The following is a 22,069-nucleotide window of genomic DNA, read 5'->3' as shown; positions in this document are numbered from 1 at the left end:
GAACATGAGCAAAAATCAATCAGCTATTCGTGATTTATCAACAATCAAAGACTTTATCCGGTGGACATTCAGCCGTTTTCAGAATGCCGACTTATTTTACGGGCACGGTACAGACAACGCCTGGGATGAAGCGGTTCAGCTTGTCATGGGAACCCTAAAACTACCGTTAGACTTTGATCGTGATATGCTAGATTGCGCACTCACTATTGATGAAAAAAAACGCATCTTAAAATGTGTGCATACTCGCATAACAAAACGAGAGCCATTGCCTTATATATTAGGCGAAGCCTGGTTTATGGGACTGCCATTTAAAGTCACCAAAGACACATTAATTCCTCGCTCTCCTATTATGGCGTTATTAGAAAGTGAGTTCTCTCCATGGCTGAAAAACTACCCATTAAATATTCTAGACATGTGCACTGGATCTGGCTGTTTAGGTATCGCAGCAGCATTAACTTTTGATGATGCTCAAGTGGATATTACAGACATAAGTAAACAAGCCTTGATTATTGCCAATGACAATATAGTGCGTCATCAGGTGGAAGACAGAGTGAGCGCGATTCATTCTGACATGTTTACAGGTTTGCCAGATAAGCAATACGATTTAATTATTTGTAATCCTCCGTATGTTGATGCAGATGATTACGCCAGTGCGCCAGAAGAGTTTCATAACGAACCTGAATTGGCGTTAACATCTGGACATGACGGACTGGATTTTGCTCATAAATTTTTATCTCAAGTGGCGAATTATCTGCAAGATGACGGTATATTAGTGTACGAAGTGGGAAATACAGAAAACGCATTACAAGAAGCCTACCCGAATACACCGTTTATGTGGGTAGAATTAGAGCAGGGTGGAAATGGCGTTTTCATTCTAACAAAAGAAGAATTAAGCAAACTATTACAAGAGCAAAAATAACTTATGTCAGGCAATACATTCGGAACTCTTTTTAAAGTTACCACCTTTGGTGAAAGTCACGGTCTAGCATTGGGAGCCATTATTGACGGTTGCCCTCCAGGCATTGAAATTTCAGAAGCGGATCTACAAAAAGACTTAGACCTTCGTAAGCCAGGTACGTCCAAACACACAACTCAACGTCGTGAGCCTGACGAGGTTAAAATTCTTTCTGGTGTTTTTGAAGGCAAAACCACAGGGACACCAATCGGTCTGTTAATTGAAAACACAGATCAGCGCTCAAAAGATTATGGCAACATTGCAGATACTTTCCGCCCAGCTCATGCCGATTACACTTACGACCAGAAGTATGGCTTTCGTGATTATCGTGGCGGCGGCCGTTCTTCAGCAAGAGAAACCGCAATGCGAGTTGCAGCGGGCGCTATTGCTAAGAAATATTTAAAACAACAATTTGGTATTGAAATTCAAGGGTTTCTGTCTCAGCTTGGTCCCATCAAACTGGAAGTGAAAGACCTCAGCCAAGTTTATAACAATAGCTTCTTTAGCCCAGATCCAGATGCGGTACCGGCCTTAGAAGAATACATGACCAATTTGCGTCGCCAACAAGATTCCGTTGGTGCAAAAATCACTGTAATCGCAAAAAACATCATGCCTGGATTGGGCGAACCGGTTTTCGATCGTTTAGATGCGGATATTGCGAAAGCCATGATGAGCATCAATGCGGTTAAAGGTGTCGAAATTGGTGATGGTTTTGATGTCATTGAACAAAAAGGCAGTGAACACCGTGACGAAATGACGCCAGAAGGCTTTTTAAGCAACCATGCAGGTGGCATTTTGGGTGGTATTTCATCAGGCCAAGATATTATTGTGAACATGGCTCTCAAGCCAACCTCAAGCATTACGATTCCTGGTAAAAGCATTAATCGCAATGGCGAGCAAATCGAAGTAGTTACAAAAGGTCGCCACGATCCTTGTGTTGGGATTCGCGCAACGCCTATTGCTGAAGCAATGTTGGCCATTACCTTGATTGATCACTTAATGAGACACAGAGCACAAAACGCAGATGTCATTTGCTCAACACCTATTATTAAAGGTCAAGTTGATTAAACATATCATGCTTGAAAACAAAGCCGCATCTGTTTGAATGCGGCTTTTTTATTCATTAAATAAACCGTTTTTAAAAAGGCTTTTATAATGACGGACACCATCCATATTATTGTTGGCTCACAAAACCCTGTTAAAATAAACGCGGCTAAACAGGCGTTCAGTGCTGTTTTTAAAGACTCAATCATTGAGTGCTCGGGCCAAGCTGCGCCATCCGGTGTGCCAGAGCAACCTTTAACTGAAGCGGAAACACGATTAGGCGCACAGAATCGTGCAACCTTTTGCCATAGCAATCACGCTATAGAATCTAATCGTATTTTCTTTGTGGCAATGGAAGGTGGCGTGGATAAATTTGAGGAGGGCGCGGCAACCTTCGCTTATGTGGCTATCGTAGACTCAAACGGTAAACTCTTTACAGGCCGTTCCGCAAACCTTCCTCTTCCACAGAGTATTTACCAGCGCCTGCAAAGTGGTGAAGAGTTGGGTCCCATAATGGATGAATTATTTAATACCTCAAATATTCGACAAAAAACGGGAGCCATTGGCTTACTCACGAACAATGCCGCAACAAGAGAGAGTATTTACACCCAAGCTCTTATTCTGGCTTTAGCGCCTATCTTACACCCAACACACTTTTAACTGATTCAACACATGATAAAGAGATAATTAATATGCCGTATCAATGGGTTCTATTTGACGCCGACGAGACATTATTTCATTTTGATAATTTCTCCGGTCTACAAGCCATGTTTTTGAAGTACGACATCAGATTCATTCAAGCCGATTTCGAAAGCTACCAAAGCATAAATAAGCCATTGTGGGTGAAATACCAAAATCAAGAAATCACAGCCGACCAGCTTCAAACACAACGCTTTGAGCATTGGAGTCAAAAGCTTGGCGTGAGTGCAAACACACTCAATAATGAATTTTTGGACTCTATGGCTGAGATCTGCCAACCACTAGAAGGCGCATTAGAACTTGTCCAATACTTAGACAGTCAGAACATTAAAATGGGGATTATCACTAATGGTTTTGCGAAGCTACAGCAAATACGCTTAGAACGAACCCATTTTAAACCGTATTTCTCATTGTTGGTTATTTCTGAATTAGTCGGCGTTGCCAAACCTCATAGAGATATTTTCCAGTACGCTCATGAGAAAATGGGATTGCCAGTTAAATCCAATGTGCTCATGGTTGGCGATACATTAGAGTCCGACATCCTAGGGGGAAATAACTTTGGCTTTGATACTTGCTGGTTGAACACTCATAACAAAGAACAGGATGAAAAAATCCAACCAAATCTAGAAGTAAGCTGTTTAGGCGATTTGTTGGTGCATTTTAAAAGCCTATAAACAGTTAAGAAACTTAGGCGAGCAAGAGTTGAATATATTGCCTTTTAATTTCCGATAAATGTTATTATCGGAATTAGTATAGTAAGAGCTAATAGCCCTTTATGGGTAAACTTCTATTTAAAATCTAGGATAAATTAACCAAAGGTATCTTAATAAATAACGACGCCCTTGGTTCTATGATGAGATGTTTACAGACTATTCTGCAATAACTGAGCGGTTGCGACCTTCTCGTTTTGCTTTGTACAGAGCTTCATCGGCCGATGAAAGTGTTTTTTCGATAGATGCTGATTCGGTTGTCCAAGAGCCCACACCAATCGACACTGTGATATGCCCAATGTCTTCAAATGCCTTATCGGCAATCGTTATGCGTAAACGCTCCGCATAAGAAAAAGCATCTTTTATTGGGCAATCTTTTAGAACCAATATAAATTCTTCGCCACCAGTTCTGGCAACCATATCGCCATCTCTGCAAGCAGACTTCATGATTTGAACCATTTCTTTCAAAACGTCATCGCCCGCTTTATGTCCATAATTGTCGTTAATTTTCTTAAAGTAATCGATGTCTACAGCCAGTATGGAAAATGGCGTATCCAATATCGCAAGCTGCTCAAGCTTTAATTGAAATGCTCGGCGATTACTTGCGCCAGTTAATGGGTCCGTTTTTACATCATGCTGTAATTGACCTATTTGTGAATTAAGTAATTTCATTCCACTTAAAATGGCTTTTTTAAGGCTCAAACTCTCAACATACCAAGAGTTTATTTTTTCAATATCGCTACCCGCTGATGGACTATCAAGTTGCTTTGTTTTATCTGCCAATTGTTGGAGTGGTCTTGAGATTGCTCTAGCAAATACCCAAATGAAAAGAAAAACAGCCAAAGCCATTGGCAAAGTACGCATCAGTACTTTTTTCATAATACCTGTAAGCGGGAGTAATGTTGACTCAATGGGGCTTTGAGTAATGATAGTCCAGCCAGAGCTTGGGATTTTTGCATACCCAGCTAGCATCGTCTGCCCTTGAGAATTTTGAAGCAACAAACCACCCTCTTCACTATTTAAGATGTCATCCATCTCTGGATAGCTCGTAGCATACGTTCCAATTAATGCTTTATTTGGGTGATAAAGAAATTTCTTATTTGAGTCGACAACATAAACATAAGAGCCATTTCGATAGTAATGCTGACCTAATATTTTGCTAAGTAGATTATCTGTCTTAAGGTAAATAGTTCCTGCTACATAGCCTAAGTAATTTTGCCCCGAGTCAAAAATTGGCTCAGACAAAACGACTAATAAATTATCAGATTGAGACACGAAAGGATCGCTGATCGAAGAGGCCTGTGCCTGTAACGTTTTTAATGTTTGTACTGATTTCAGTTGCTTCCCTAATAGGTTTAGCGTTTCTGGGGAAACTGAAAGTACAACCCCTTGATTGTTTACAATCACAACAGAGTCAAAAGTATCCGTTTGATTTCTTAGTAAATGCGCATTTTCAGTAAGGCGTTCACTGTTTGTGATATAAGCTGCAGATCTATTGGCAATATAGGTCAGCTGTTGTTGGGAAGAATTGATGAAAAGCTCTGTAGTATCAGACAGTTTTTTTGCATATGCCGTATTTATATTCATAGTCTGCTGAATGAGTTGCTCTTTTTGAACTTGATAATTCGAATAAAGGCTGTTTATGAAGGTAATTACAGTGGCGGTTAGAGCTGTAAAAAGTATTAACCTATTGAGCTTTAAGAAATTTCGTTTTAACGCAGTCACATGAATACCTATACAACTTAAAATGTATCATGATGGTTTAACTTAACCATGACGTAGATGAAAAAAGAATGCTTTCGACCTTAGCTAACTTTCCTATTAATGAAAACCATTAGTAAAGCAAAAAAGGATAATAAAGCAGCGAACATCGGCAGCCATTCATAGCTAAAACCAATGCTAATGACCAAGCCACCTACCGCAGCACCAACAGCATTACCTAAGTTAAACGCACCTATATTAATAGATGAGGCTAGTCCTGGTGCCTTTTCTGCTATCTTCATTACTTGCATTTGTAATGGCGGCCCACTTCCAAAAATTACCGTTCCCCATAATAAAGTGGTAATCCCTGCTCCGATTACCGACGTAGCCGAAAAACGGAACATCAGCAATACAAGGACTTGTAGCCCAAGAAAAACAAATAAAGCCATATCTGGGGACTTATCCGTAATTTTGCCGCTTATGTAATTACCCAATGTGAAACCGATTCCTGTCAGCATTAACATTGATGCAACAGCATTATCTGAAGCCTGAGCCAAAGTCTGCATAATGGGTGTGATGTAGGTATATAGAGTGAACATTGAGCTTGCACACATTACTGTTGTCGCAAATGCTCTTAATGCAGCCGGTTGCATAATGGCATTTAACTCACTTCTCACATTCACTTTTTCGGCTGGAGGCATGGCAGGCAAACTGCGGCTAATACCAAATATCGCAACTAAACCTAAAACCGCTGTGACAGCAAAAGCCACACGCCAATCAAATGTTTGACCTAACCACGTGGCAATAGGAACGCCCACAATGTTGGCAATGGTTAATCCCAAAAAGATAGATGCAACTGCAGAGCCTTTTTTGTGATATGGCGCTAAATTCATAGCAACAACCGCGCCAATACCAAAAAAAGCACCATGAGCAAGACTGGTAATGACTCTTGAGAACAGCAGCGTTTCATAATTGATCGCTAAAGCAGACAAAACATTACCCAATACGAAAACAGACATAAGCGCCAGCAATGCCGTTTTGTGACTGTACCTGCTTAAAAACAAAGTCACTAAAGGCGCACCAAACATGACACCGATTGCATAAGCACTGATTAATAAACCTGCAGTTGGAATCGATGCGTCAACACCATCAGCAATAACAGGAAGTAAGCCCATTGGCATAAACTCGGTTGTACCGATACCAAAAGTACCAAGGGCAATGGCGAATACTCCCCACTGATAAGCAAGCATAATTACTCCGATATAATAAAAAAGGAAAAAGCATTTTGTATTGAGGCTTTAAGTCGAGTAAGTACAAGTAAACTTCGACCTAATTTTTGATGGCGGTATATTACAGCAGTTGAGAATGAATTACTTCTAAAAGGCCGCTAAAGTAGATGAAAACGAGAAAGCAAAAAAAAGCCGAAATAGAAATCTCAGCTTTTAAATGAAGTAGCAAAAAGATTAATGCAATTTCAATTTCGGCTTAACGACTTTCCCTATCTTCTGTGCTGCCATAATGACCGTTGCTTTAAACCAACCATGAATAGCGATTAGATGAAGTCGATACAAGGATACATAAACAAAACGGGCAATACGCCCTTCAATAAACATAGAGCCTCCCATCAAATTCCCCATTAAGTTTCCTACCGTGCTATAACGGCTCAAGTTAACCAATGAGCCATAATCTTTGTAAGTGTATTCTTTTAAAGGCTCACTCAAGAAAGAAGCTTTGATGTTATCAAAAACCAAAGACGCCATTTGGTGAGCGGATTGCGCGCGAGGTGGAACAAAAGAACCATCTGCTTGTTTGCATGCACAGCAATCACCAATGACATATAAATTGTCAAACGTCGTTGATTGCAGAGTGCCTTTAACAAGTATTTGGTTGGTTCTCGTTGTCTCTAAACCTTCTATATTGGCAACAAAGTCCGGTGCTTTTACACCTGCGGCCCAAATCATTAAATCCGCATCAATCGTTTTCTCATCAGCTGTTTGAAAACCACCATCGTAAGCTCGTACAACTCGAGTGTCTTGGCTGACAGTTACGCCCAATCGTTTCAATTCTTTAGTGGCCAAGAAAGCAATGCGCTCAGGCAAAGCAGGCAGAATACGAGGACCTGCCTCAATTAGTTGAACATGAACGCGTTTCCCTGACATTTCTGGCATGCCATAGGCTTTTAACATATCCGCCACATGAAAAAGTTCGGCTGACAATTCCACACCGGTTGCGCCACCGCCAACAATCGCAAGCTTCAATTTTGCGTCAGAGCCTTCTTGATGAACTCGCAAGAACTGATTCAACAAAGCTTGCTGAAAACGCTCGGCTTGTTTGTGAGAGTCTAAGAAATAGCAATGATCAACCACACCTGACGTGCCAAAATCATTACTGACACTGCCAACTGCCATAATTAAAATGTCATAACTGATCGTACGTTCAGGTAAAACAATATGCCCCATATCATCTGACAAAGAATCCAGTGTTAAGGTTCTTGCTTCTGGGTCTACTCCCATCAAATTACCGAGTTGAAACTGATAATGATGTTTAGCAGCATGAGCTCGGTAGTTGAGCCCGTCGTTATTGATGTCTAAAGAGCCTGTCGCTACTTCATGCAATAATGGCTTCCAAATGTGTGTTTGACTTCTATCAATCAACACCACTTCTGCTTGGCGTTTTTTACCGTATGCATGTCCTAGCTTGGTTACCAACTCCAAGCCACCTGCACCGCCGCCTACCACTACGATTTTTTTCATATGAACTCACCTAATAAACGTTGAATAATCTGGAAAATATTCATAGAACACTTTCCAGATAGATCTACGTCAAAAATGGAAAACCAAAACCTACTTTATTCTTTGTGCTAATAGTTTATCTAATGTATTGGCAAATGCCATTCGATCTTGTTGACTGAAAGATGAAGGCCCACCCATTTGCACGCCCGACGAACGCATCTGCTCCATGAAATCTCGCATTCCAAGACGCTGCTTAATATTTTCTTTAGTATAAAGCTCGCCACGAGGGTTAATGGCTAAAGCGCCCTTTTCTATGACATCAGAAGCCAAAGGAATATCAGCAGTAACTACCAAATCAGTAGAATCAATATTATCGACAATATAATCGTCTGCCACATCAAACCCTGAGCTTACAACTCTACGTTCAATCCATTTAGAAGGCGGAATGGAAATCGCTTGGTTAGCAACAAGAATACATTGAATTTGCGTACGTTCGGCTGCGCGAAAAAGAATGGTTTTTATCACATTTGGACAGGCGTCAGCATCAACCCATAAGCGCATAGTGTTCCCCTTTTTGGTAGGGCATCATTATTAATCAGGCTAATTCTGAAATCCAGTGATGAATGTGAACAAACAGGTCACATGCTCGTGACCTGTTTTCTTTAGATACTATTTTGAGTCATTCCTATCTATCTTTAGCTTCTGAAATGCATCGCTAAAATTCAAGAACAAACACCTTTATTACATATTTGGATAGTTTGGCCCACCAGAACCTTCCGGTGTTACCCAAGTAATATTTTGCGCTGGATCTTTTATATCGCAGGTTTTGCAGTGAATGCAGTTCTGAGAGTTAATCTGAAAAATTGATTCACCTTCCGACTGAACCACCTCATAAACCCCTGCTGGGCAATACCGTTGAGCAGGCTCATTAAATTTCATCAAGTTACTTTGAATGGGAATATTGGCATCTTTTAATTGCAAGTGACAAGGCTGATCTTCTTCATGGTTTGTATTGGATAAAAACACAGAAGACAATTTATCAAAGCTTAGCAAGCCATCTGGCTTTTTATACTCTGGCACCTTATGTGTATCAGCCGACTCCATACAAGCATAATCAGGTTCCATATCATTAAAGGTGAAAGGTAAGCGACCAGAGAAAAGATTTTGGTCTAGCCAGTTGTAGGCTCCGCCCCAGAATGTCCCTAATTTATGCATTACAGGAACAAAGTTACGCGCTTGTTCTAATTCTTCACCTAACCAAGAATTGCGTAATACTTCATCAAAATGAGCCAATTCTGCTGGTGGCGTTTCTTTTTGCAAGGCATCGAAAACAGTTTCTGCGGCTAACATACCGCTCTTCATGGCTGTGTGCGTTCCCTTGATTTTTGCTGGGTTTAACGTCCCCGCATCACAACCAATAATTAAACCGCCAGGGAAACTCATTTTAGGCAAAGACGACCAACCACCTTTGGCAATCGCACGAGCGCCATAAGAGACACGCTTCGCGCCCTTTAAATGCTTTGAAATGAGTGGATGATGCTTGTAACGTTGAAACTCGTCATACGGGCTGAGGTGTGGATTTTTGTAGTTCAAATCAACAATCAAGCCAACAACCACTTGGTTATTTTCTAGATGATATAAAAAGCCACCACCGCCAGCTTCTTTGCCTAATGGCCAACCAGCCGTATGAATCACAGTGCCAGGTTTGCTTTCAGACTCAGGCACATCCCAAAGTTCTTTGATTCCAAGCCCATAATGCTGTGGCGCTTTATTCTTATCCAACTCAAAGCGAGCAATCAGCTCTTTGCCAAGATGACCTCGGCAACCTTCTGAAAAAATGGTGTATTTTGCTTTTAAAAGCATTCCCGGCATGAAGCCGTCTTTTTGTGAGCCGTCTTCTGCAAGCCCCATATCACCAGTAATGATACCTTCAACATTGCCTTCTTCATCATAAGCGAGGTGAGCCGCAGAAAAACCGGGGAAGACTTCAACACCTAACTCTTCTGCCTGTTCAGCTAACCAACGAGAAAGGTTTCCAAGACTAATTATGTAATTTCCATCGTTATGTAATGTTTTCGGAATCATCCAATTGCTTAACTGCTTAGAGTCAGACTCTGAGTTTAACCAATGCAACTCATCAAGATTAACCGCTGTATGCAAAGGCGCTCCCATTGCTTCCCAATCAGGGAACAACTCAGCAAGGGCTTTTTTATCAACTACAGCACCAGATAAGATGTGAGCTCCAATCTCTGAGCCTTTTTCAACGAGACAAACACTGATTTCTTTCTCTTCGGCTTTTGATCTTTGCATAATTCGACAAGCTGCCGACAACCCTGCTGGGCCGCCACCAACGATCACAACATCAAATTCCATTACTTCTCTGTCTGTCATACTGCCTCCTAAAAAAACGGCATTATTATTTTTATAATGTGTCGTGCTATTTATCTGTTGAAACTGTTTTCATCTAAGTCGTCTATAGATGACTGACCACGCTCAATGGAATCAAAATATGCACCAGCTCTAGGTAAAATATGATCACAGTAAAATGAAACAGAATGCTCCCAAGACTTTTCCTGAGTGTCATCTAATTGGCTTCCTTCCTGTTTACTAAGCTGTACTGCTCGTAGTTGCAACCAAGCACCAATTAAATATCCCATTAACATCATGTAAGAGTAAGCCAAGCCTGTACCTAACACTGGATTCTTTTGCATAGAGGATAAGCAATATTCAGTGGCACGCTTTGCTTGATGCAATACCGCTTTGACTTTATCTGTATAAATACTAGTTGACTCTTCTAACTCTGCTTCTATTTCCTCAAGTAAAGATGCCATGGCCTTACCTTTATCTGAATACAGTTTTCTACCAATCAGATCGATCGCCTGTATACCATTGGTTCCTTCATAAATAGGCAGAATTCGAGCATCACGAGCATGCTGTGCAACACCTGTTTCTTCAATAAATCCCATGCCACCATGAACCTGAATCGCTAAGGATGTGATTTCTTGAGCTTGCTCAGTAATCCAGCCTTTTACGATTGGAGTATACAAAGCCGTTCTTTCAATCGAATCTTGCTTCTGCTCACCTGTCGCAAAATGGGACAAATCGTTTTCAACTGCAGCAACATAAATTAATGAACGCATCGCATCAATTTGTGACTTCATCGTCATTAACATACGAAGAACATCAGGATGTTCAATGATCGCTGCTTTTCCTGATTTATCTGCTTTCATGCCTTGCTTGCGCTCTTTGGCATAAGACAATGCTTGCTGATAAGCGCGCTCTGCAATCGCCAAACCTTGTAAACCGACACCTTGGCGCGCATTGTTCATCATGGTAAACATGGCTTTAATGCCTTCGTTCTCTTGACCAACAAGGTAACCAACAGCACCCTCTTTTTCTCCGAAGCTCATAACACAAGTTGGCGACGCATGAATCCCCATTTTATGCTCAACGGAAACCACTTGAACGTCATTTCGTTGAGCAGGTTCACCGTTATTATCTAAGATAAATTTAGGAACAATAAAAAGAGAAATGCCTTTTACGCCTTCAGGGGCATTAGGCAATCTCGCTAAAACCAAATGAATGATATTGTCGCTCATTTGATGATCACCCCAAGTGATGAATATCTTTTGACCTTTTATGCGATACACATCACCATCCGGAATCGCCTTACTGGCGATAGCAGCAAGATCTGAACCTGCAGCAGGCTCTGTAAGGTTCATGGTTCCAGCCCATTCACCTGCTAACATTTTAGGTAAGTATTGATTTTTTAATTCATCGTTAGCGTGAAGGCTAATTGCTTCAATTGCCCCCAAGCTCAATAAAGGGCAAAGCGAGAAAGCAAGGTTAGCCGCTTGGACGCCTTCATTAACTGCAGTGGCAACGCAAGAAGGAAGCCCTTGTCCGCCATATTGAGGATCGCCAGAAAGACCAATCCAACCACCTTCGGAATATGCTTTAAAGGCTTCTTTAAAACCTTTAGCTTCGTAGACCTCTCCAGACTCAACGCGTGAACCTTCTTGGTCTCCACTACGATTAATAGGTGCAATTACCTGTTCAGCAAGTTTTCCTGCTTCACCTAAGATGGCCTCCAAAAGATCTGAATCAATCGCGTCTTCTAAATAAGGGGTGAGTCGCTGAATGTTAGCCACTGAAGACAAGCTAAATAAAATGTCATTTGTAGGATATAGGTATTCGCTCATTTTTTATTCTCCGGTTAATTATCCGAGCGGATGTATACCTATAGAATGAAAAAATATAGCGTATCTCTCAATAACAATTCAGGCCTATATTTCTGACAAAAACATTCAAGGCCTGATTATTGATGATTAAAAATGTGAGGGGTTAACGCTTCAAAGCTATGACTGCTTTATGGATTTGCCAAACTTCAAATACTCTTCGCTTTTACGGTATTCACCTGGTGTCATCCCTGTCCACTTTTTAAAAGAACGGAAAAATGCACTTGGCTCATCAAACCCCATTAAAGCAGCAATATCATTAATACTGAGTCTAGGCGCGTTCATATAAGTAATAGCAGCCTCTTTACGGCATTCGTCTTTAATGTGCTGATAAGACGTATCCTCATCATTTAAGCGGCGACGTAAGGTTGATACGCTCATATTCAGAGCACTGGCGACTTCATCTGCACTGGGCATTTCTCTTGAGAAGTCTTTCCCTAACATAGCCATCACTTGTGATTTAAGACTGTTGTCATTTTCAACCATGACCATCAATTGATAAGGCGCTGTTTTTAAAAAGCCCCTTAAGCTGTCTTCGGTTTGCACAATGGGCATATCTAAATAACTTGCAGGAAAAACTAACGCGTTCGCATGTTGGTTAAACTTCACTTCTGACTGAAACAGGGTTTTGTAATATTCCACATCGTCTGGTCTTTCACTGGTGAAGTAGGCAGCCTTAAGACTTAAGCGACGACCAATAAGCCAACAGATAAAATGATGCCACATAGAAAGCGTGGTTCGAATCTGTTCTTTTGATTCTGCTGTAACTAAAGAGTTTACGTCTCCCACTGATGCATCAATCGGAGCAAACGTCACCAGAGCAAATCGCCCTTTTTTGATCAATACGGGCTTAACGGTTGGACCTCGACAGATTTCATAAAAGTCACTGCAACGATATAAGGCATGGGAAAGGCTCTTAGCGTGAATAATGCAAAGGCACATCATTCTAAATGTACCGTTTGGCACCTTACCGCCACTTAGCATACCAAAGGACTCATCTTGCATTAGCCACATGATTTTTTGATAAAGCATGCCATATCGATAGGCTGAAAATGAATCGTTTTGCTCTATTTCATCTTGTGTTATTTCCAAGCTATCAAGCACCGCTTGGCGATCTAAGCCTTGATCTTCAACAGCCTTAAGCAGATAACGAACACTCGACATAGGAACAGATGCTTTCACAGTCACTACCTTATATAACGTAATCGATTAATCTTTAATAACAGGTACTTTTTTAACATAAAAAAAGGCCACATACATATGCAGCCTTTTCGATAATCTATTATTTACTTAGATTTCTTCACTGAAAGCAGATAATAATTCATTAACAGACAACTCTTCAGTATCAGGGTTGATGCCGTTTGACAGCTTCATTGCTTCAGCTTCTTTCTTTGCCTTCTCTTCTTTTTCATCCACTGGTTTTACAAAAACAAATCGGCGTGGACGAACTGCTGGAGCCGCTTCTTCTTTTGCAGGAAGCAAGCCTAGTCTTTCAAGCTTTTTATGAGCTTGCTCTTTGCGTTCTTTCGCTTTTTTGGTTGCGAAACGACGAGTGGCAGAAGCTTTTCGAGCTTTATTCTGCTCCTTCATCATCTCTTTTGAGCCAGTTTTACCAAGTTTTCCGCGCATACTGCGCGATTTTTTAACACGAGCCATATTATCCTCTCTTTATCGCGCGCATTGTAGCAGTGAATTTAAGCTAGGTCATCTAGCAGCGTTAGCAATCTTCTTTAAAGGCCCGATGACCTATGTTTCTTTGTTCGCCAATTCGGCCAAATAACCTTCTAACTTCCGCGGAATCATTAGAAGCCAAAGCCACTTCCAAGTTATTAAATACTTCAATTGTGTCATCTAACACTTTTTTGTATTCAGCCGTCTTCTCTTCAAGCTCAGCACCTTCAAGGTGATCACTGCTAAATTGATGCGGAATCACATCATGAGACTTTTCAAGGTACCCAACAATATGATCGATTCTACCTGCCGCTTCATCATTGTTTCCCGCTTTCACATCTGAAGACAAGAGTTTCAATTCATCTTTAATGCCAATCATATAGCCATGTAAATCTGTATGACCACATGCACCATGAGCAAAAGCGCTTGATGAGAATGCCAGAGACAAAGTCGCTGCTGCAAAGAAAGCTTTATTCATAGAACACTCCATATAAAAAATACAAATAAGATGGCTTATTTATCTGGAAAAATATTATCTAAAGTAGCACGATATAGAAAATATACACTTTATACTGTCGTTATTAGCTACTTTCCAGCATGAAACTTTTTATGACACCATCAAGATTATTGTGTTTCATGTATCCTTCGACTTTCTTAGGATAAAATAATTCAATGGTTGTTCACAGGAGTTTAGTATTTTAAGTTCTAAATGTATTTTAATTTTCGTAACATGCTTAGGATTTGCTAACTTCGCATTCGCAGAATGCGCTGACTTTGATGCAAAACAGGCGTCAGATAAAAGCGCTCAAAGCTATGTCGGTGGTAAGACGTTTCGAAGTGCACTGATACTGAAAAAGCATTTGCCAAGCAAACGCAAGGAAGTGGCGAGTTATGTATACGTGAAATCCAGTGATTTGTATTACACGGTTTATTCACTAGTAAACTCAGATTGTGAAGCCCAAGTAATCAAGAGAACCAATGGCAAACATTAATGGATGCCATTGGTTCTTTGATGGATTTGAACTAACGAATTAAGACGTAATGTTTATTTCTTAGATTGTTTCGATTTTGCCTCTGATTCAGAATCGTCTTCTTCAGATTCTTCCTCTTCTTCACCTAAGTTGGCAATTTCCTCTAAACGCTCAATCACTTTGGCAGACAAGCTTCCTTCTGGGTACTCCCCCTCATCGTTTGCCACACCAGGCTCAATACCAGTCAATAAATGCAATGCTTCATCCGCTGTGGAAATCGCATAAACATGAAACTGCCCTGCTTTCACGGCGTCGATGATTTCATCGTTTAACATTAAATTGTTGGCATTTGATTTAGGAATAATAACGCCTTGATTTCCAGTTAGTCCTCGTGCATTACACACATTAAAGAAACCTTCTATTTTTTCGTTCACACCACCAATCGCTTGGACTTCACCGTATTGGTTTAATGAACCAGTGATAGCAAGATCTTGGCGTAATGGAACTTGTATCAATGCTGAAAGCAAGCAGCAAAGCTCAGCGGTAGAAGCACTATCACCATCAACGTAACCATAGCTTTGCTCCATCGCGATGGAAGCTGAAATATCTAAAGGAAAACGCTGAGCATATTTATTCCCCAAATAACCGGACAAGATCAAAACACCTTTAGAGTGAATGTTTTGCCCTAGATTCGACTCTCGTTCGATATCTATAATGCCTTTGCCACCTGGATAAACCGTTGTTGAAATACGAGCTGGCGCGCCAAAGCTGCTGTCACCAATCTGCATAACGGTTAAACCATTGATTTTACCAACGGCATAACCATCGCTTTCTAACAGAACCGTTCCTTCGATGATTTCTTCAATGATTTTCTCACTGACTCGACCAGTTCGGTGTTTTTTGGCTTTCAGAGCACGGTTAATATGCGTCGAAGTGATTTCAGTATCCTTGGCCATTTGACGGACAAAATCCGCTTCGCCTAGCAACTCAAATACATCTCCGATCTTTGCGGCCATTTCCCTTTGGTGCTCAGCTAAACGACTACTGTATTCAATTAAAGCGGCAACACCGTCTCGAGTGACATTGGCATACTCTTCTTTATCAACACGGTCTTTCATTAAGCGAGCAAAGGATAATTCAGATTCTTTAGAGCGTTTTAATGTATCGTCAAAGTCCACTAGAACACGAAACATCTCCTGAAAATCTGGATCCGCATCCTGCAACAAATAATAAATATCGCGCGCACCAATCAAGACAACTTTCACTTGTAACGGCAAGTCTTGTGGTGACAATGTCATGGTATTCATTAAGCCCATATCAGCGTATGGATGTTCAATTTTTAATGTTTTACTCTTGAGCGCACGTTTTAGCGCTTCCCATAGATAATGATCTGTTAGAAGCTTCTCAGCGTCTAAAATCAAATAACCGCCATTGGCTGCATGCAAACTTCCAGATCGGATTAAGCGATAACTGGTAATCAGCATACCTTGGTCACTGCTGTGCTCTACTTGGCCAAAGAGGTTTCGATAAGTTGGGTGAGGTTCATAAACAACAGGCTGTCCGCCGTCCGTCTCATGGCGCATGGCGATATTCGGTAAATACAAATCTTCATAAAACTGGCGACGACCAATTTCATCACGATTTTCCGACGCTTTATCATCAGCCATCTGGTCAATGATCGTTTTGTCTAAATCCGCTCTAAGCTCTGTAAGATAAGCAGTGATTTCTGCATCGTCTTTGTATTTTCCAAATAAACCAGAGGTTAACGGATCTAATGCTTCTTTGACTGTGTCTAAATTGAGCTGACGAATTTGCTCATAAGTCGCACGTTTCCACTGAGGTAGACCTAATAGTTCTTCGTTAAGCAAGCCTTCAAGCGTCGAAACACCTTCTTGGAAAGCATCTCGCTCTTCATCTGTTAAAGCGGCAAATTCGTTCTCTTCCAGTGCTTTGCCATCTTTCATTGGCGCAAAGCTAACAGAGGAAGCATCACGGAACATGGCCACACCAATTTTCCCTGATATTCTCTCAACCTTGTTAATAGCCGCTTCGTATTGATCATTGAACGCTCTATCGATCACACTCTTTTGCTGCTGATACGAAGCATTTTCAAAAGCGGCTGGAAAAGTTGCCATTAAGCCATCAATCAAGGTGCGAATTTCTTGTTCAAAAACACTGGCCAGGCCAGGCGCAAACTCAATGGCTTTAGGGCGGTGGCTTTCCGTAAAATTATTAACGTAAGCCCATTCATTAGGCGCTGGGCGACGCTTTGCTTCACTTTTTAAATAATTGAGCACATAAGAAGAGCGACCCGTTCCTGAGTCGCCCATAGCAAAAATGTTATAACCAGGGCGCTGCATCGCCACACCAAACTGTATTGCTTCTACAGCGCGCTCTTGGCCTAAAATACCGCTTAGCGGTTCAATGTCGTTTAATGTTTTAAAAGGCAAATGGTCATTCGGGACTTTGGCAGAAAGAGCTTGGTATGGAAGAGAGGTAACCATGTTCGACATCAATAAGTTTCCTTTTATTTTAGACAAGCCATAGACAAGACAAAGCGGCCTGCGAAAGGAGGGTTTTCTCCTTTCAATATTATTTAATAAATACAATATGTTGAGACTAACACTCCTATCGCATTTCGCCTACGCTGGAAATGCGATTCCTCAAACATTATTGATTAAGCTATTTAGTTGCGTTCCCACCAATTATGCGTGAATTTTTAATTGATTCTCTGGTAACGCTCTTTTGAAAACACGTTGGAAGTTCTCTGCTGTTGCTTCCAACAAAGCTTCATAACGGATTCCTTTTAAATCCGCGACGTATTGCGCCACTTCTGAAACGTACTTAGGCTCGTTTTTCTTACCACGATAAGGAACCGGAGCCAAATAAGGCGAATCGGTTTCAACAATAAGTGATTCCAATGGGAGTTTTCTGACTGTTTCTTTTAGGTCTTCTGCGGTTTTAAAGGTCACTATGCCAGAGATAGAAATAAGGTAGTTTTCATCTAACGCTGCTTTGGCCATGTCATAATCTTCAGTGAAACAATGCAGAACCCCAGCAGTATTACGATTGCCATATTGCTTAATTAAATCCAATGTATCCTGTTTTGCGCTGCGCGTGTGAACAATCACAGGAAGATCTAATTCTCCTGCCAACTTCAAATGATGCATGAAGCTGACTTTTTGAGCTTCATGAGCCTCTTCAGACGTTTCATAGAAGTAATCAAGACCTGTTTCCCCAATAGCAATCACCTTCCTGTCTTGAGCGTATTTTCTTAGAACCGAATCATCAGTAATCAAACCTTCTGTTTGCAAAGGGTGCACACCACAGCTTGCATAAACCCCATCGCGTTTTGTGAAGCCAAGGATGGTATCCATTTTTTCTAAATCAACAGAAATACTTAATAATTGTCTAACGCCTTTCTCGTAAGCAGCATCAATAGCGCCATTAAGGTCGTTGTTATAAGGTGTCAAATCAAGCATATCAAGATGACAGTGGGTGTCGATTAGCATAGTTGTTCTACCATTGATTTAATTCGTGTGTAAGTTGCATTATGGGGTTCAAATTTGTTTTTTGAAGGTCTGACTTCAACTTTTGCAATGCTTGATAGCGCGTCATTAAGCCTTGAATACCAAGTCTCGCTATCAGTATCGAATAAATTTGAGACAGGGATTCATCAAGCTTCATTCCTGTCGAATGGCAAATGCATTGGTGCACAATTGCCGCCAAGCCATTGCAATAGTCTTCAAAATTTTTACTGTCTACCCCCTTTAGGACATCATTAATTGAAGCGGTGTTTTCAAACATGTTTTGCAGCTGTTCAAGCAAATTACTATAAAGCTTCACCTTTCCTTGCTGTTGAATAGCCAAAAGCCTGTAGGGTTGTGTTGTCAGCCAAAATAACCTGCTGGCCTCTTCACCATCCGCTTGAGACATGAGCCACTGCTTCACTTCTGTCAAACTAGGTGTTGGCACATTAACCAGTAAACATCGGCTTCTAATAGTCGGTAAAAGGCTCGTAGAGTGAGAGCTAGTCAAAATAAAGTAAGTACCGGCAGAAGGCTCTTCCAATGCTTTTAATACTGCATTCGCCGCGTTGATATTCATGGCTTGGGCATGAGTAATCAATATGACTTTACTCTTTCCAACCTGAGGTTTTTGGCTGATTTGAGTGACTAACTGACGAACTTGATCTACTTTGATGCTGCCAGCTTCACCGTCCAATATACGAAAGTCAGGGTGTGTATCCGCCGCCATCAACTGACAAGAATGACAATAACCACAAGCACTACCTTGATCACTTTCACACATTAAATCTTTTACAATCTCCTGCGCAAGCTGCTCTTGCCCTACACCATCAGCACCTGTAACCAATAAAGCATGCGACAGAGTTTTGGACTTTTTAAGCACTTGCACTTGCTGTAAACAAGGTTTTAACCAATGCGGCAAGTCAGTCATTTATTTTCACCTGACCACATTGTTTGTAATGCAACTAATTGGGTTTCAATTTGCGTCTGTACCGCTTCTAAAGGAAGGCTTGCATCAATAATTTTGACTCGCTCTGGCTCAATTGCCGCACGCTCTAAAAAGCCATCTCGAACTTTTTGGTGAAAATCTGCAGATTCTTTATCTAAGCGGTCTTGGTGCTTACGTTGCTGAACTCGCTCTTGTCCCTGCTCCACAGAAATATCCAGCAACAATGTGGCATCAGGTTTATTCTCCCCAACCACCCATTCAGACAGTTGGTCCAGTACGCTTGTATCACCGCCACGGGCTTTACCTTGATACACATAGCTAGAATCTAAAAAACGATCACTGATGACCCAAATGCCCTTTTCTAAAGCTGGGCAAATCTTTTCTGCCAAATGCTGGGCTCTTGCAGCAAAAACCAATAAGAGTTCAGTCGTGTCATTCACGCTTTCTTCTCGTGGACTTAAGATAAGCTGACGAATATCTTCTGCCAAAGGCGTACCGCCAGGTTCGCGAGTCATTAAATAGGGAATGTCTTGCGCTTCAAGCCATTCTTTAATGTATTGGATAGCCGTCGTTTTACCGCTGCCTTCCCCACCTTCTAATGAAATAAATTTGCCTCTCATTTTTAACACCTCTATTTCACTGCTTCTGGAGTAGAACGATAGTCTTCACGACGCTTAAACTGATATTTTCTAACGGCACGATTATGCTCTTGAAGTGTATTAGAAAAGGCATGTGTGCCGTCTCCTTTAGCAACAAAGTACAAAGCTTTAGTGGCTTCAGGATTTAAGGCTGCTGCAATGGCTTCACGACCCACATTGGCAATAGGCGTTGGCGGTAAACCATAAACGCGATATGTATTATAAGGCGATGAGTCCTGTAAGCCTTTGCGTGTTAAATTGCCCGAAAAAGCATCTCCCAAGCCATAAATTACCGTTGGATCTGTTTGTAAGCGCATGCCTTTTTCCAAGCGGCTGATGAATACTTGGGCAATCAAACTCCGCTCTTCAGGCACACCTGTTTCTTTTTCAATGATTGAAGCCATAATCAAAGCCTCATAAGCATTTTTATAAGGTAAATTTTCTGCTTTTTGCTCCCATAACTCATCGAGTGTTGAACGCAACAAAGCATGAGAGTGTTTCAATATGCTGACATCCGTATCACCTTCATGATAACGGTAAGTATTGGCAAAGAACTGTCCTTCTGGATGAGATACGTCTAAACCGACTTTTTCTGCAATCTCTTCATTTGATAAACCAAGCAGCGTCATTTTAATATTGCCTTTAGCTTCCATGGCACCAAGAAATTCTTGAGTGTTTTTGCCTTCTAAAAGCGTGATCGAATAGAAAATAGACTTACCAGAATCAAACAGAGCCATAATATCAAGCAGGTTCATTTCAGGTTCAATAGCATATTGCCCAACCTTTGGAGTCCACTCAGGATGCAATTTAGAGACGATACGAGTTAAAAAAGGATACTCAATCAACTCGCTGGCATTCAATTTGTAACCTAATTGATAGAAAGTATCCCCCGCCTTTACTTCAAACGACTTTATGGATGTTTCACCAATAGGAGTGGTTACAGAGGAATAAAAATAGCCCGCTGCGACAGCAGCTAAGGTGACGAAAAGAAAGACAACACGATAAAACCATTTAATGAACTTCATGCCCATCCTTAGCTTACATTAAAGTTTGTAATTTTCGGGTATCCATTCCAATTGGAAAAGATTTCCCCGCGATATAAGTGACAGGCACAATGCCCATTAAACTGTTGGTGATGAACACTTCATCGGCGTTTAGTAAATCAGAGAGTGGAAATTGACCAATTTGAATTAAATATTGCTCTTGGTTTTCAATAAGATATTTGCGAAAAGTACCCTGAACACCGGATGTCGCAAGCGACGGCGTGTACAGAACACCCTGACTCAGCCAAAATATATTACTCTGAATGCATTCAACGACTTCATCGTTATTGTTTAGCATGATGGCTTCAAAATCACTTTTCATTAAAAACTGTTTTGCCATGACATTTTCTAAGCGATTCAAATGCTTTATTCCGGCTAAAAAACGATTCTCACTTACAGGAACAGGTGAAACGGATAGGCTAACGCCTTTTTGCCGCTGGGTTTCATAGTCTGGCGCAGGAAGGATACCGATAATAACAGTATGAAGACAATTCTCAGGAGGTAAATAACCTCTTCCCCCTTCACCTCGTGTGACCATAATTTTGACAACAGAGTCACTTTCGATCAAAGGTAGAATACTAGAGTACAAGAAAGTGCAGAGATATTGCTTTTGATCTTCCGAGAAAGGCATTCCTAGCTTTGTTAAACCACGATAAAGGCGAGATAGATGATCGTCGATGTGCAATAAAGATTTAGACGTTGCTGAAATGGTTTCAAAAACACCATCACCGTAAGCTAAACCACGATCAGTAACCGTAAGAGAGGTATCAGACTTGTAATTGACAAACCAAATCATGGCTAAAAACTCAAAAAAACAGGTTAGCTATGATAGCGTAAAAAAAGACATGCTTGAAACAAAAAGAAGATGGCGTCCCATAGGGGGTTCGAACCCCTGTTACCGCCGTGAAAGGGCGGTGTCCTAGACCTCTAGACGAATGGGACGTATTCAAAATACGGAAATGGAGCGGGAAACGAGGCTCGAACTCGCGACCCCAACCTTGGCAAGGTTGTGCTCTACCACTGAGCTATTCCCGCATTGCATGTTGCCCTACTCTATTCGGGTAACACATTGCTCTTTTATCAAAAAAGAACATCAAAATTAGTGGCGTCCCATAGGGGGTTCGAACCCCTGTTACCGCCGTGAAAGGGCGGTGTCCTAGACCTCTAGACGAATGGGACGCAAATCAGTTT

Annotated in this window: 19 protein-coding genes and 3 tRNA genes; 4 read left to right on the top strand and 18 right to left on the bottom strand. The window is 41.2% G+C overall.

Going from position 1 to position 22,069, the window contains the following annotated elements:
* Positions 1 to 4 precede the first annotated feature (4 nt).
* The 4 genes from prmB (at position 5) to yjjG (ending at position 3,372) form a co-directional block, all read left to right on the top strand.
* Positions 5 to 919, top strand: coding sequence for a 50S ribosomal protein L3 N(5)-glutamine methyltransferase (prmB, locus tag ACMUMQ_RS15420; protein WP_414682798.1), 915 nt, complete (start codon positions 5 to 7; stop codon positions 917 to 919).
* 3 nt (positions 920 to 922) lie between these two features.
* The gene (gene aroC / locus ACMUMQ_RS15415; protein WP_414682797.1) at positions 923 to 2,023 is read left to right on the top strand and encodes a chorismate synthase; all 1,101 of its coding nucleotides are present in this window, start codon (positions 923 to 925) and stop codon (positions 2,021 to 2,023) included.
* Between the two features lie 87 nt (positions 2,024 to 2,110).
* Complete coding sequence (yjjX, locus tag ACMUMQ_RS15410) at positions 2,111 to 2,659, top strand: inosine/xanthosine triphosphatase (RefSeq protein ID WP_414682796.1); 549 nt, start codon at positions 2,111 to 2,113, stop codon at positions 2,657 to 2,659.
* Between the two features lie 32 nt (positions 2,660 to 2,691).
* The gene (gene yjjG / locus ACMUMQ_RS15405) at positions 2,692 to 3,372 is read left to right on the top strand and encodes a pyrimidine 5'-nucleotidase (protein WP_414682795.1); all 681 of its coding nucleotides are present in this window, start codon (positions 2,692 to 2,694) and stop codon (positions 3,370 to 3,372) included.
* A 195-nt stretch (positions 3,373 to 3,567) separates the two neighbouring features.
* Here the strand turns inward: yjjG and ACMUMQ_RS15400 are convergent, their stop codons facing one another.
* The 18 genes from ACMUMQ_RS15400 to ACMUMQ_RS15315 all read right to left on the bottom strand — a co-directional run bounded on the left by ACMUMQ_RS15400 (position 3,568) and on the right by ACMUMQ_RS15315 (position 22,057).
* Complete coding sequence (locus ACMUMQ_RS15400; protein WP_414682794.1) at positions 3,568 to 5,133, bottom strand: sensor domain-containing diguanylate cyclase; 1,566 nt, start codon at positions 5,131 to 5,133, stop codon at positions 3,568 to 3,570.
* 80 nt (positions 5,134 to 5,213) lie between these two features.
* A complete protein-coding gene (locus tag ACMUMQ_RS15395) occupies positions 5,214 to 6,359 on the bottom strand; it encodes an MFS transporter (RefSeq protein WP_414682793.1) in 1,146 nt (381 codons plus the stop codon).
* Between the two features lie 213 nt (positions 6,360 to 6,572).
* The gene (locus ACMUMQ_RS15390; RefSeq protein WP_414682792.1) at positions 6,573 to 7,862 is read right to left on the bottom strand and encodes an NAD(P)/FAD-dependent oxidoreductase; all 1,290 of its coding nucleotides are present in this window, start codon (positions 7,860 to 7,862) and stop codon (positions 6,573 to 6,575) included.
* A gap of 90 nt (positions 7,863 to 7,952) precedes the next feature.
* On the bottom strand, positions 7,953 to 8,402 hold the full coding sequence (locus tag ACMUMQ_RS15385) for a YaiI/YqxD family protein (protein WP_317004020.1): 450 nt from the start codon (positions 8,400 to 8,402) through the stop codon (positions 7,953 to 7,955).
* A 180-nt stretch (positions 8,403 to 8,582) separates the two neighbouring features.
* Positions 8,583 to 10,232, bottom strand: coding sequence for an electron transfer flavoprotein-ubiquinone oxidoreductase (locus ACMUMQ_RS15380; RefSeq protein ID WP_414682791.1), 1,650 nt, complete (start codon positions 10,230 to 10,232; stop codon positions 8,583 to 8,585).
* A 50-nt stretch (positions 10,233 to 10,282) separates the two neighbouring features.
* Positions 10,283 to 12,043 carry an acyl-CoA dehydrogenase family protein gene (locus ACMUMQ_RS15375; protein WP_414682790.1) on the bottom strand — a complete coding sequence of 587 codons (1,761 nt, stop codon included), beginning with the start codon at positions 12,041 to 12,043 and terminating at the stop codon, positions 10,283 to 10,285.
* A gap of 156 nt (positions 12,044 to 12,199) precedes the next feature.
* On the bottom strand, positions 12,200 to 13,261 hold the full coding sequence (locus ACMUMQ_RS15370; RefSeq protein ID WP_414682789.1) for an AraC family transcriptional regulator: 1,062 nt from the start codon (positions 13,259 to 13,261) through the stop codon (positions 12,200 to 12,202).
* A gap of 108 nt (positions 13,262 to 13,369) precedes the next feature.
* Entirely contained in the window at positions 13,370 to 13,735 is a 366-nt protein-coding gene (locus tag ACMUMQ_RS15365; RefSeq protein ID WP_414682788.1) for a hypothetical protein, read from the bottom strand.
* Positions 13,736 to 13,796: 61 nt separating this feature from the next.
* Positions 13,797 to 14,228: a cytochrome b562 gene (locus tag ACMUMQ_RS15360; RefSeq protein ID WP_414682787.1), complete on the bottom strand. Its 432-nt coding sequence runs from the start codon at positions 14,226 to 14,228 to the stop codon at positions 13,797 to 13,799.
* A 567-nt stretch (positions 14,229 to 14,795) separates the two neighbouring features.
* Positions 14,796 to 17,234 (bottom strand): Lon protease family protein, encoded by a 2,439-nt coding sequence (locus tag ACMUMQ_RS15355; RefSeq protein ID WP_414682786.1) that lies wholly within the window; start codon positions 17,232 to 17,234, stop codon positions 14,796 to 14,798.
* Between the two features lie 192 nt (positions 17,235 to 17,426).
* Positions 17,427 to 18,233: a TatD family hydrolase gene (locus ACMUMQ_RS15350; protein WP_414682785.1), complete on the bottom strand. Its 807-nt coding sequence runs from the start codon at positions 18,231 to 18,233 to the stop codon at positions 17,427 to 17,429.
* A 7-nt stretch (positions 18,234 to 18,240) separates the two neighbouring features.
* Positions 18,241 to 19,179 carry a DNA polymerase III subunit delta' gene (holB, locus tag ACMUMQ_RS15345; protein WP_414682784.1) on the bottom strand — a complete coding sequence of 313 codons (939 nt, stop codon included), beginning with the start codon at positions 19,177 to 19,179 and terminating at the stop codon, positions 18,241 to 18,243.
* Positions 19,176 to 19,817 carry a dTMP kinase gene (gene tmk, locus ACMUMQ_RS15340; RefSeq protein ID WP_414682783.1) on the bottom strand — a complete coding sequence of 214 codons (642 nt, stop codon included), beginning with the start codon at positions 19,815 to 19,817 and terminating at the stop codon, positions 19,176 to 19,178. The genes holB and tmk overlap by 4 nt, the downstream gene beginning before the upstream one ends.
* 11 nt (positions 19,818 to 19,828) lie before the next feature.
* Positions 19,829 to 20,860, bottom strand: coding sequence for an endolytic transglycosylase MltG (mltG, locus tag ACMUMQ_RS15335; protein WP_414682782.1), 1,032 nt, complete (start codon positions 20,858 to 20,860; stop codon positions 19,829 to 19,831).
* A 13-nt stretch (positions 20,861 to 20,873) separates the two neighbouring features.
* The gene (gene pabC, locus ACMUMQ_RS15330; protein WP_414682781.1) at positions 20,874 to 21,674 is read right to left on the bottom strand and encodes an aminodeoxychorismate lyase; all 801 of its coding nucleotides are present in this window, start codon (positions 21,672 to 21,674) and stop codon (positions 20,874 to 20,876) included.
* Positions 21,675 to 21,744: 70 nt separating this feature from the next.
* Positions 21,745 to 21,820 (bottom strand) — tRNA-Glu (locus tag ACMUMQ_RS15325).
* Between the two features lie 18 nt (positions 21,821 to 21,838).
* Positions 21,839 to 21,913: transfer RNA gene (locus ACMUMQ_RS15320), tRNA-Gly, on the bottom strand.
* Between the two features lie 68 nt (positions 21,914 to 21,981).
* Positions 21,982 to 22,057: transfer RNA gene (locus ACMUMQ_RS15315), tRNA-Glu, on the bottom strand.
* Between the last annotated feature and the right edge of the window lie 12 nt (positions 22,058 to 22,069).

Origin of the sequence: Marinomonas algae (assembly GCF_047525555.1) — a bacterium.
Taxonomy (GTDB): Bacteria; Pseudomonadota; Gammaproteobacteria; order Pseudomonadales; family Marinomonadaceae; genus Marinomonas.
Note: the sequence above shows the minus strand (reverse complement) of the source record. Positions and strands in the feature narration are given on the sequence as shown.

Excerpts from the sequence above, each read along its gene's own strand:
- prmB (WP_414682798.1), top strand. The coding sequence starts at position 5 with ATGAGCAAAAATCAATCAGCTATTCGTGATTTATCAACAATCAAAGAC.
- aroC (WP_414682797.1), top strand. The coding sequence starts at position 923 with ATGTCAGGCAATACATTCGGAACTCTTTTTAAAGTTACCACCTTTGGT.
- yjjX (WP_414682796.1), top strand. The coding sequence starts at position 2,111 with ATGACGGACACCATCCATATTATTGTTGGCTCACAAAACCCTGTTAAA.
- yjjG (WP_414682795.1), top strand. The coding sequence starts at position 2,692 with ATGCCGTATCAATGGGTTCTATTTGACGCCGACGAGACATTATTTCAT.
- ACMUMQ_RS15395 (WP_414682793.1), bottom strand. The coding sequence starts at position 6,359 with ATGCTTGCTTATCAGTGGGGAGTATTCGCCATTGCCCTTGGTACTTTT.
- ACMUMQ_RS15390 (WP_414682792.1), bottom strand. The coding sequence starts at position 7,862 with ATGAAAAAAATCGTAGTGGTAGGCGGCGGTGCAGGTGGCTTGGAGTTG.
- ACMUMQ_RS15385 (WP_317004020.1), bottom strand. The coding sequence starts at position 8,402 with ATGCGCTTATGGGTTGATGCTGACGCCTGTCCAAATGTGATAAAAACC.
- ACMUMQ_RS15380 (WP_414682791.1), bottom strand. The coding sequence starts at position 10,232 with ATGACAGACAGAGAAGTAATGGAATTTGATGTTGTGATCGTTGGTGGC.
- ACMUMQ_RS15375 (WP_414682790.1), bottom strand. The coding sequence starts at position 12,043 with ATGAGCGAATACCTATATCCTACAAATGACATTTTATTTAGCTTGTCT.
- ACMUMQ_RS15365 (WP_414682788.1), bottom strand. The coding sequence starts at position 13,735 with ATGGCTCGTGTTAAAAAATCGCGCAGTATGCGCGGAAAACTTGGTAAA.
- ACMUMQ_RS15360 (WP_414682787.1), bottom strand. The coding sequence starts at position 14,228 with ATGAATAAAGCTTTCTTTGCAGCAGCGACTTTGTCTCTGGCATTCTCA.
- ACMUMQ_RS15355 (WP_414682786.1), bottom strand. The coding sequence starts at position 17,234 with ATGTCGAACATGGTTACCTCTCTTCCATACCAAGCTCTTTCTGCCAAA.
- ACMUMQ_RS15350 (WP_414682785.1), bottom strand. The coding sequence starts at position 18,233 with ATGCTAATCGACACCCACTGTCATCTTGATATGCTTGATTTGACACCT.
- holB (WP_414682784.1), bottom strand. The coding sequence starts at position 19,179 with ATGACTGACTTGCCGCATTGGTTAAAACCTTGTTTACAGCAAGTGCAA.
- tmk (WP_414682783.1), bottom strand. The coding sequence starts at position 19,817 with ATGAGAGGCAAATTTATTTCATTAGAAGGTGGGGAAGGCAGCGGTAAA.
- mltG (WP_414682782.1), bottom strand. The coding sequence starts at position 20,860 with ATGAAGTTCATTAAATGGTTTTATCGTGTTGTCTTTCTTTTCGTCACC.
- pabC (WP_414682781.1), bottom strand. The coding sequence starts at position 21,674 with ATGATTTGGTTTGTCAATTACAAGTCTGATACCTCTCTTACGGTTACT.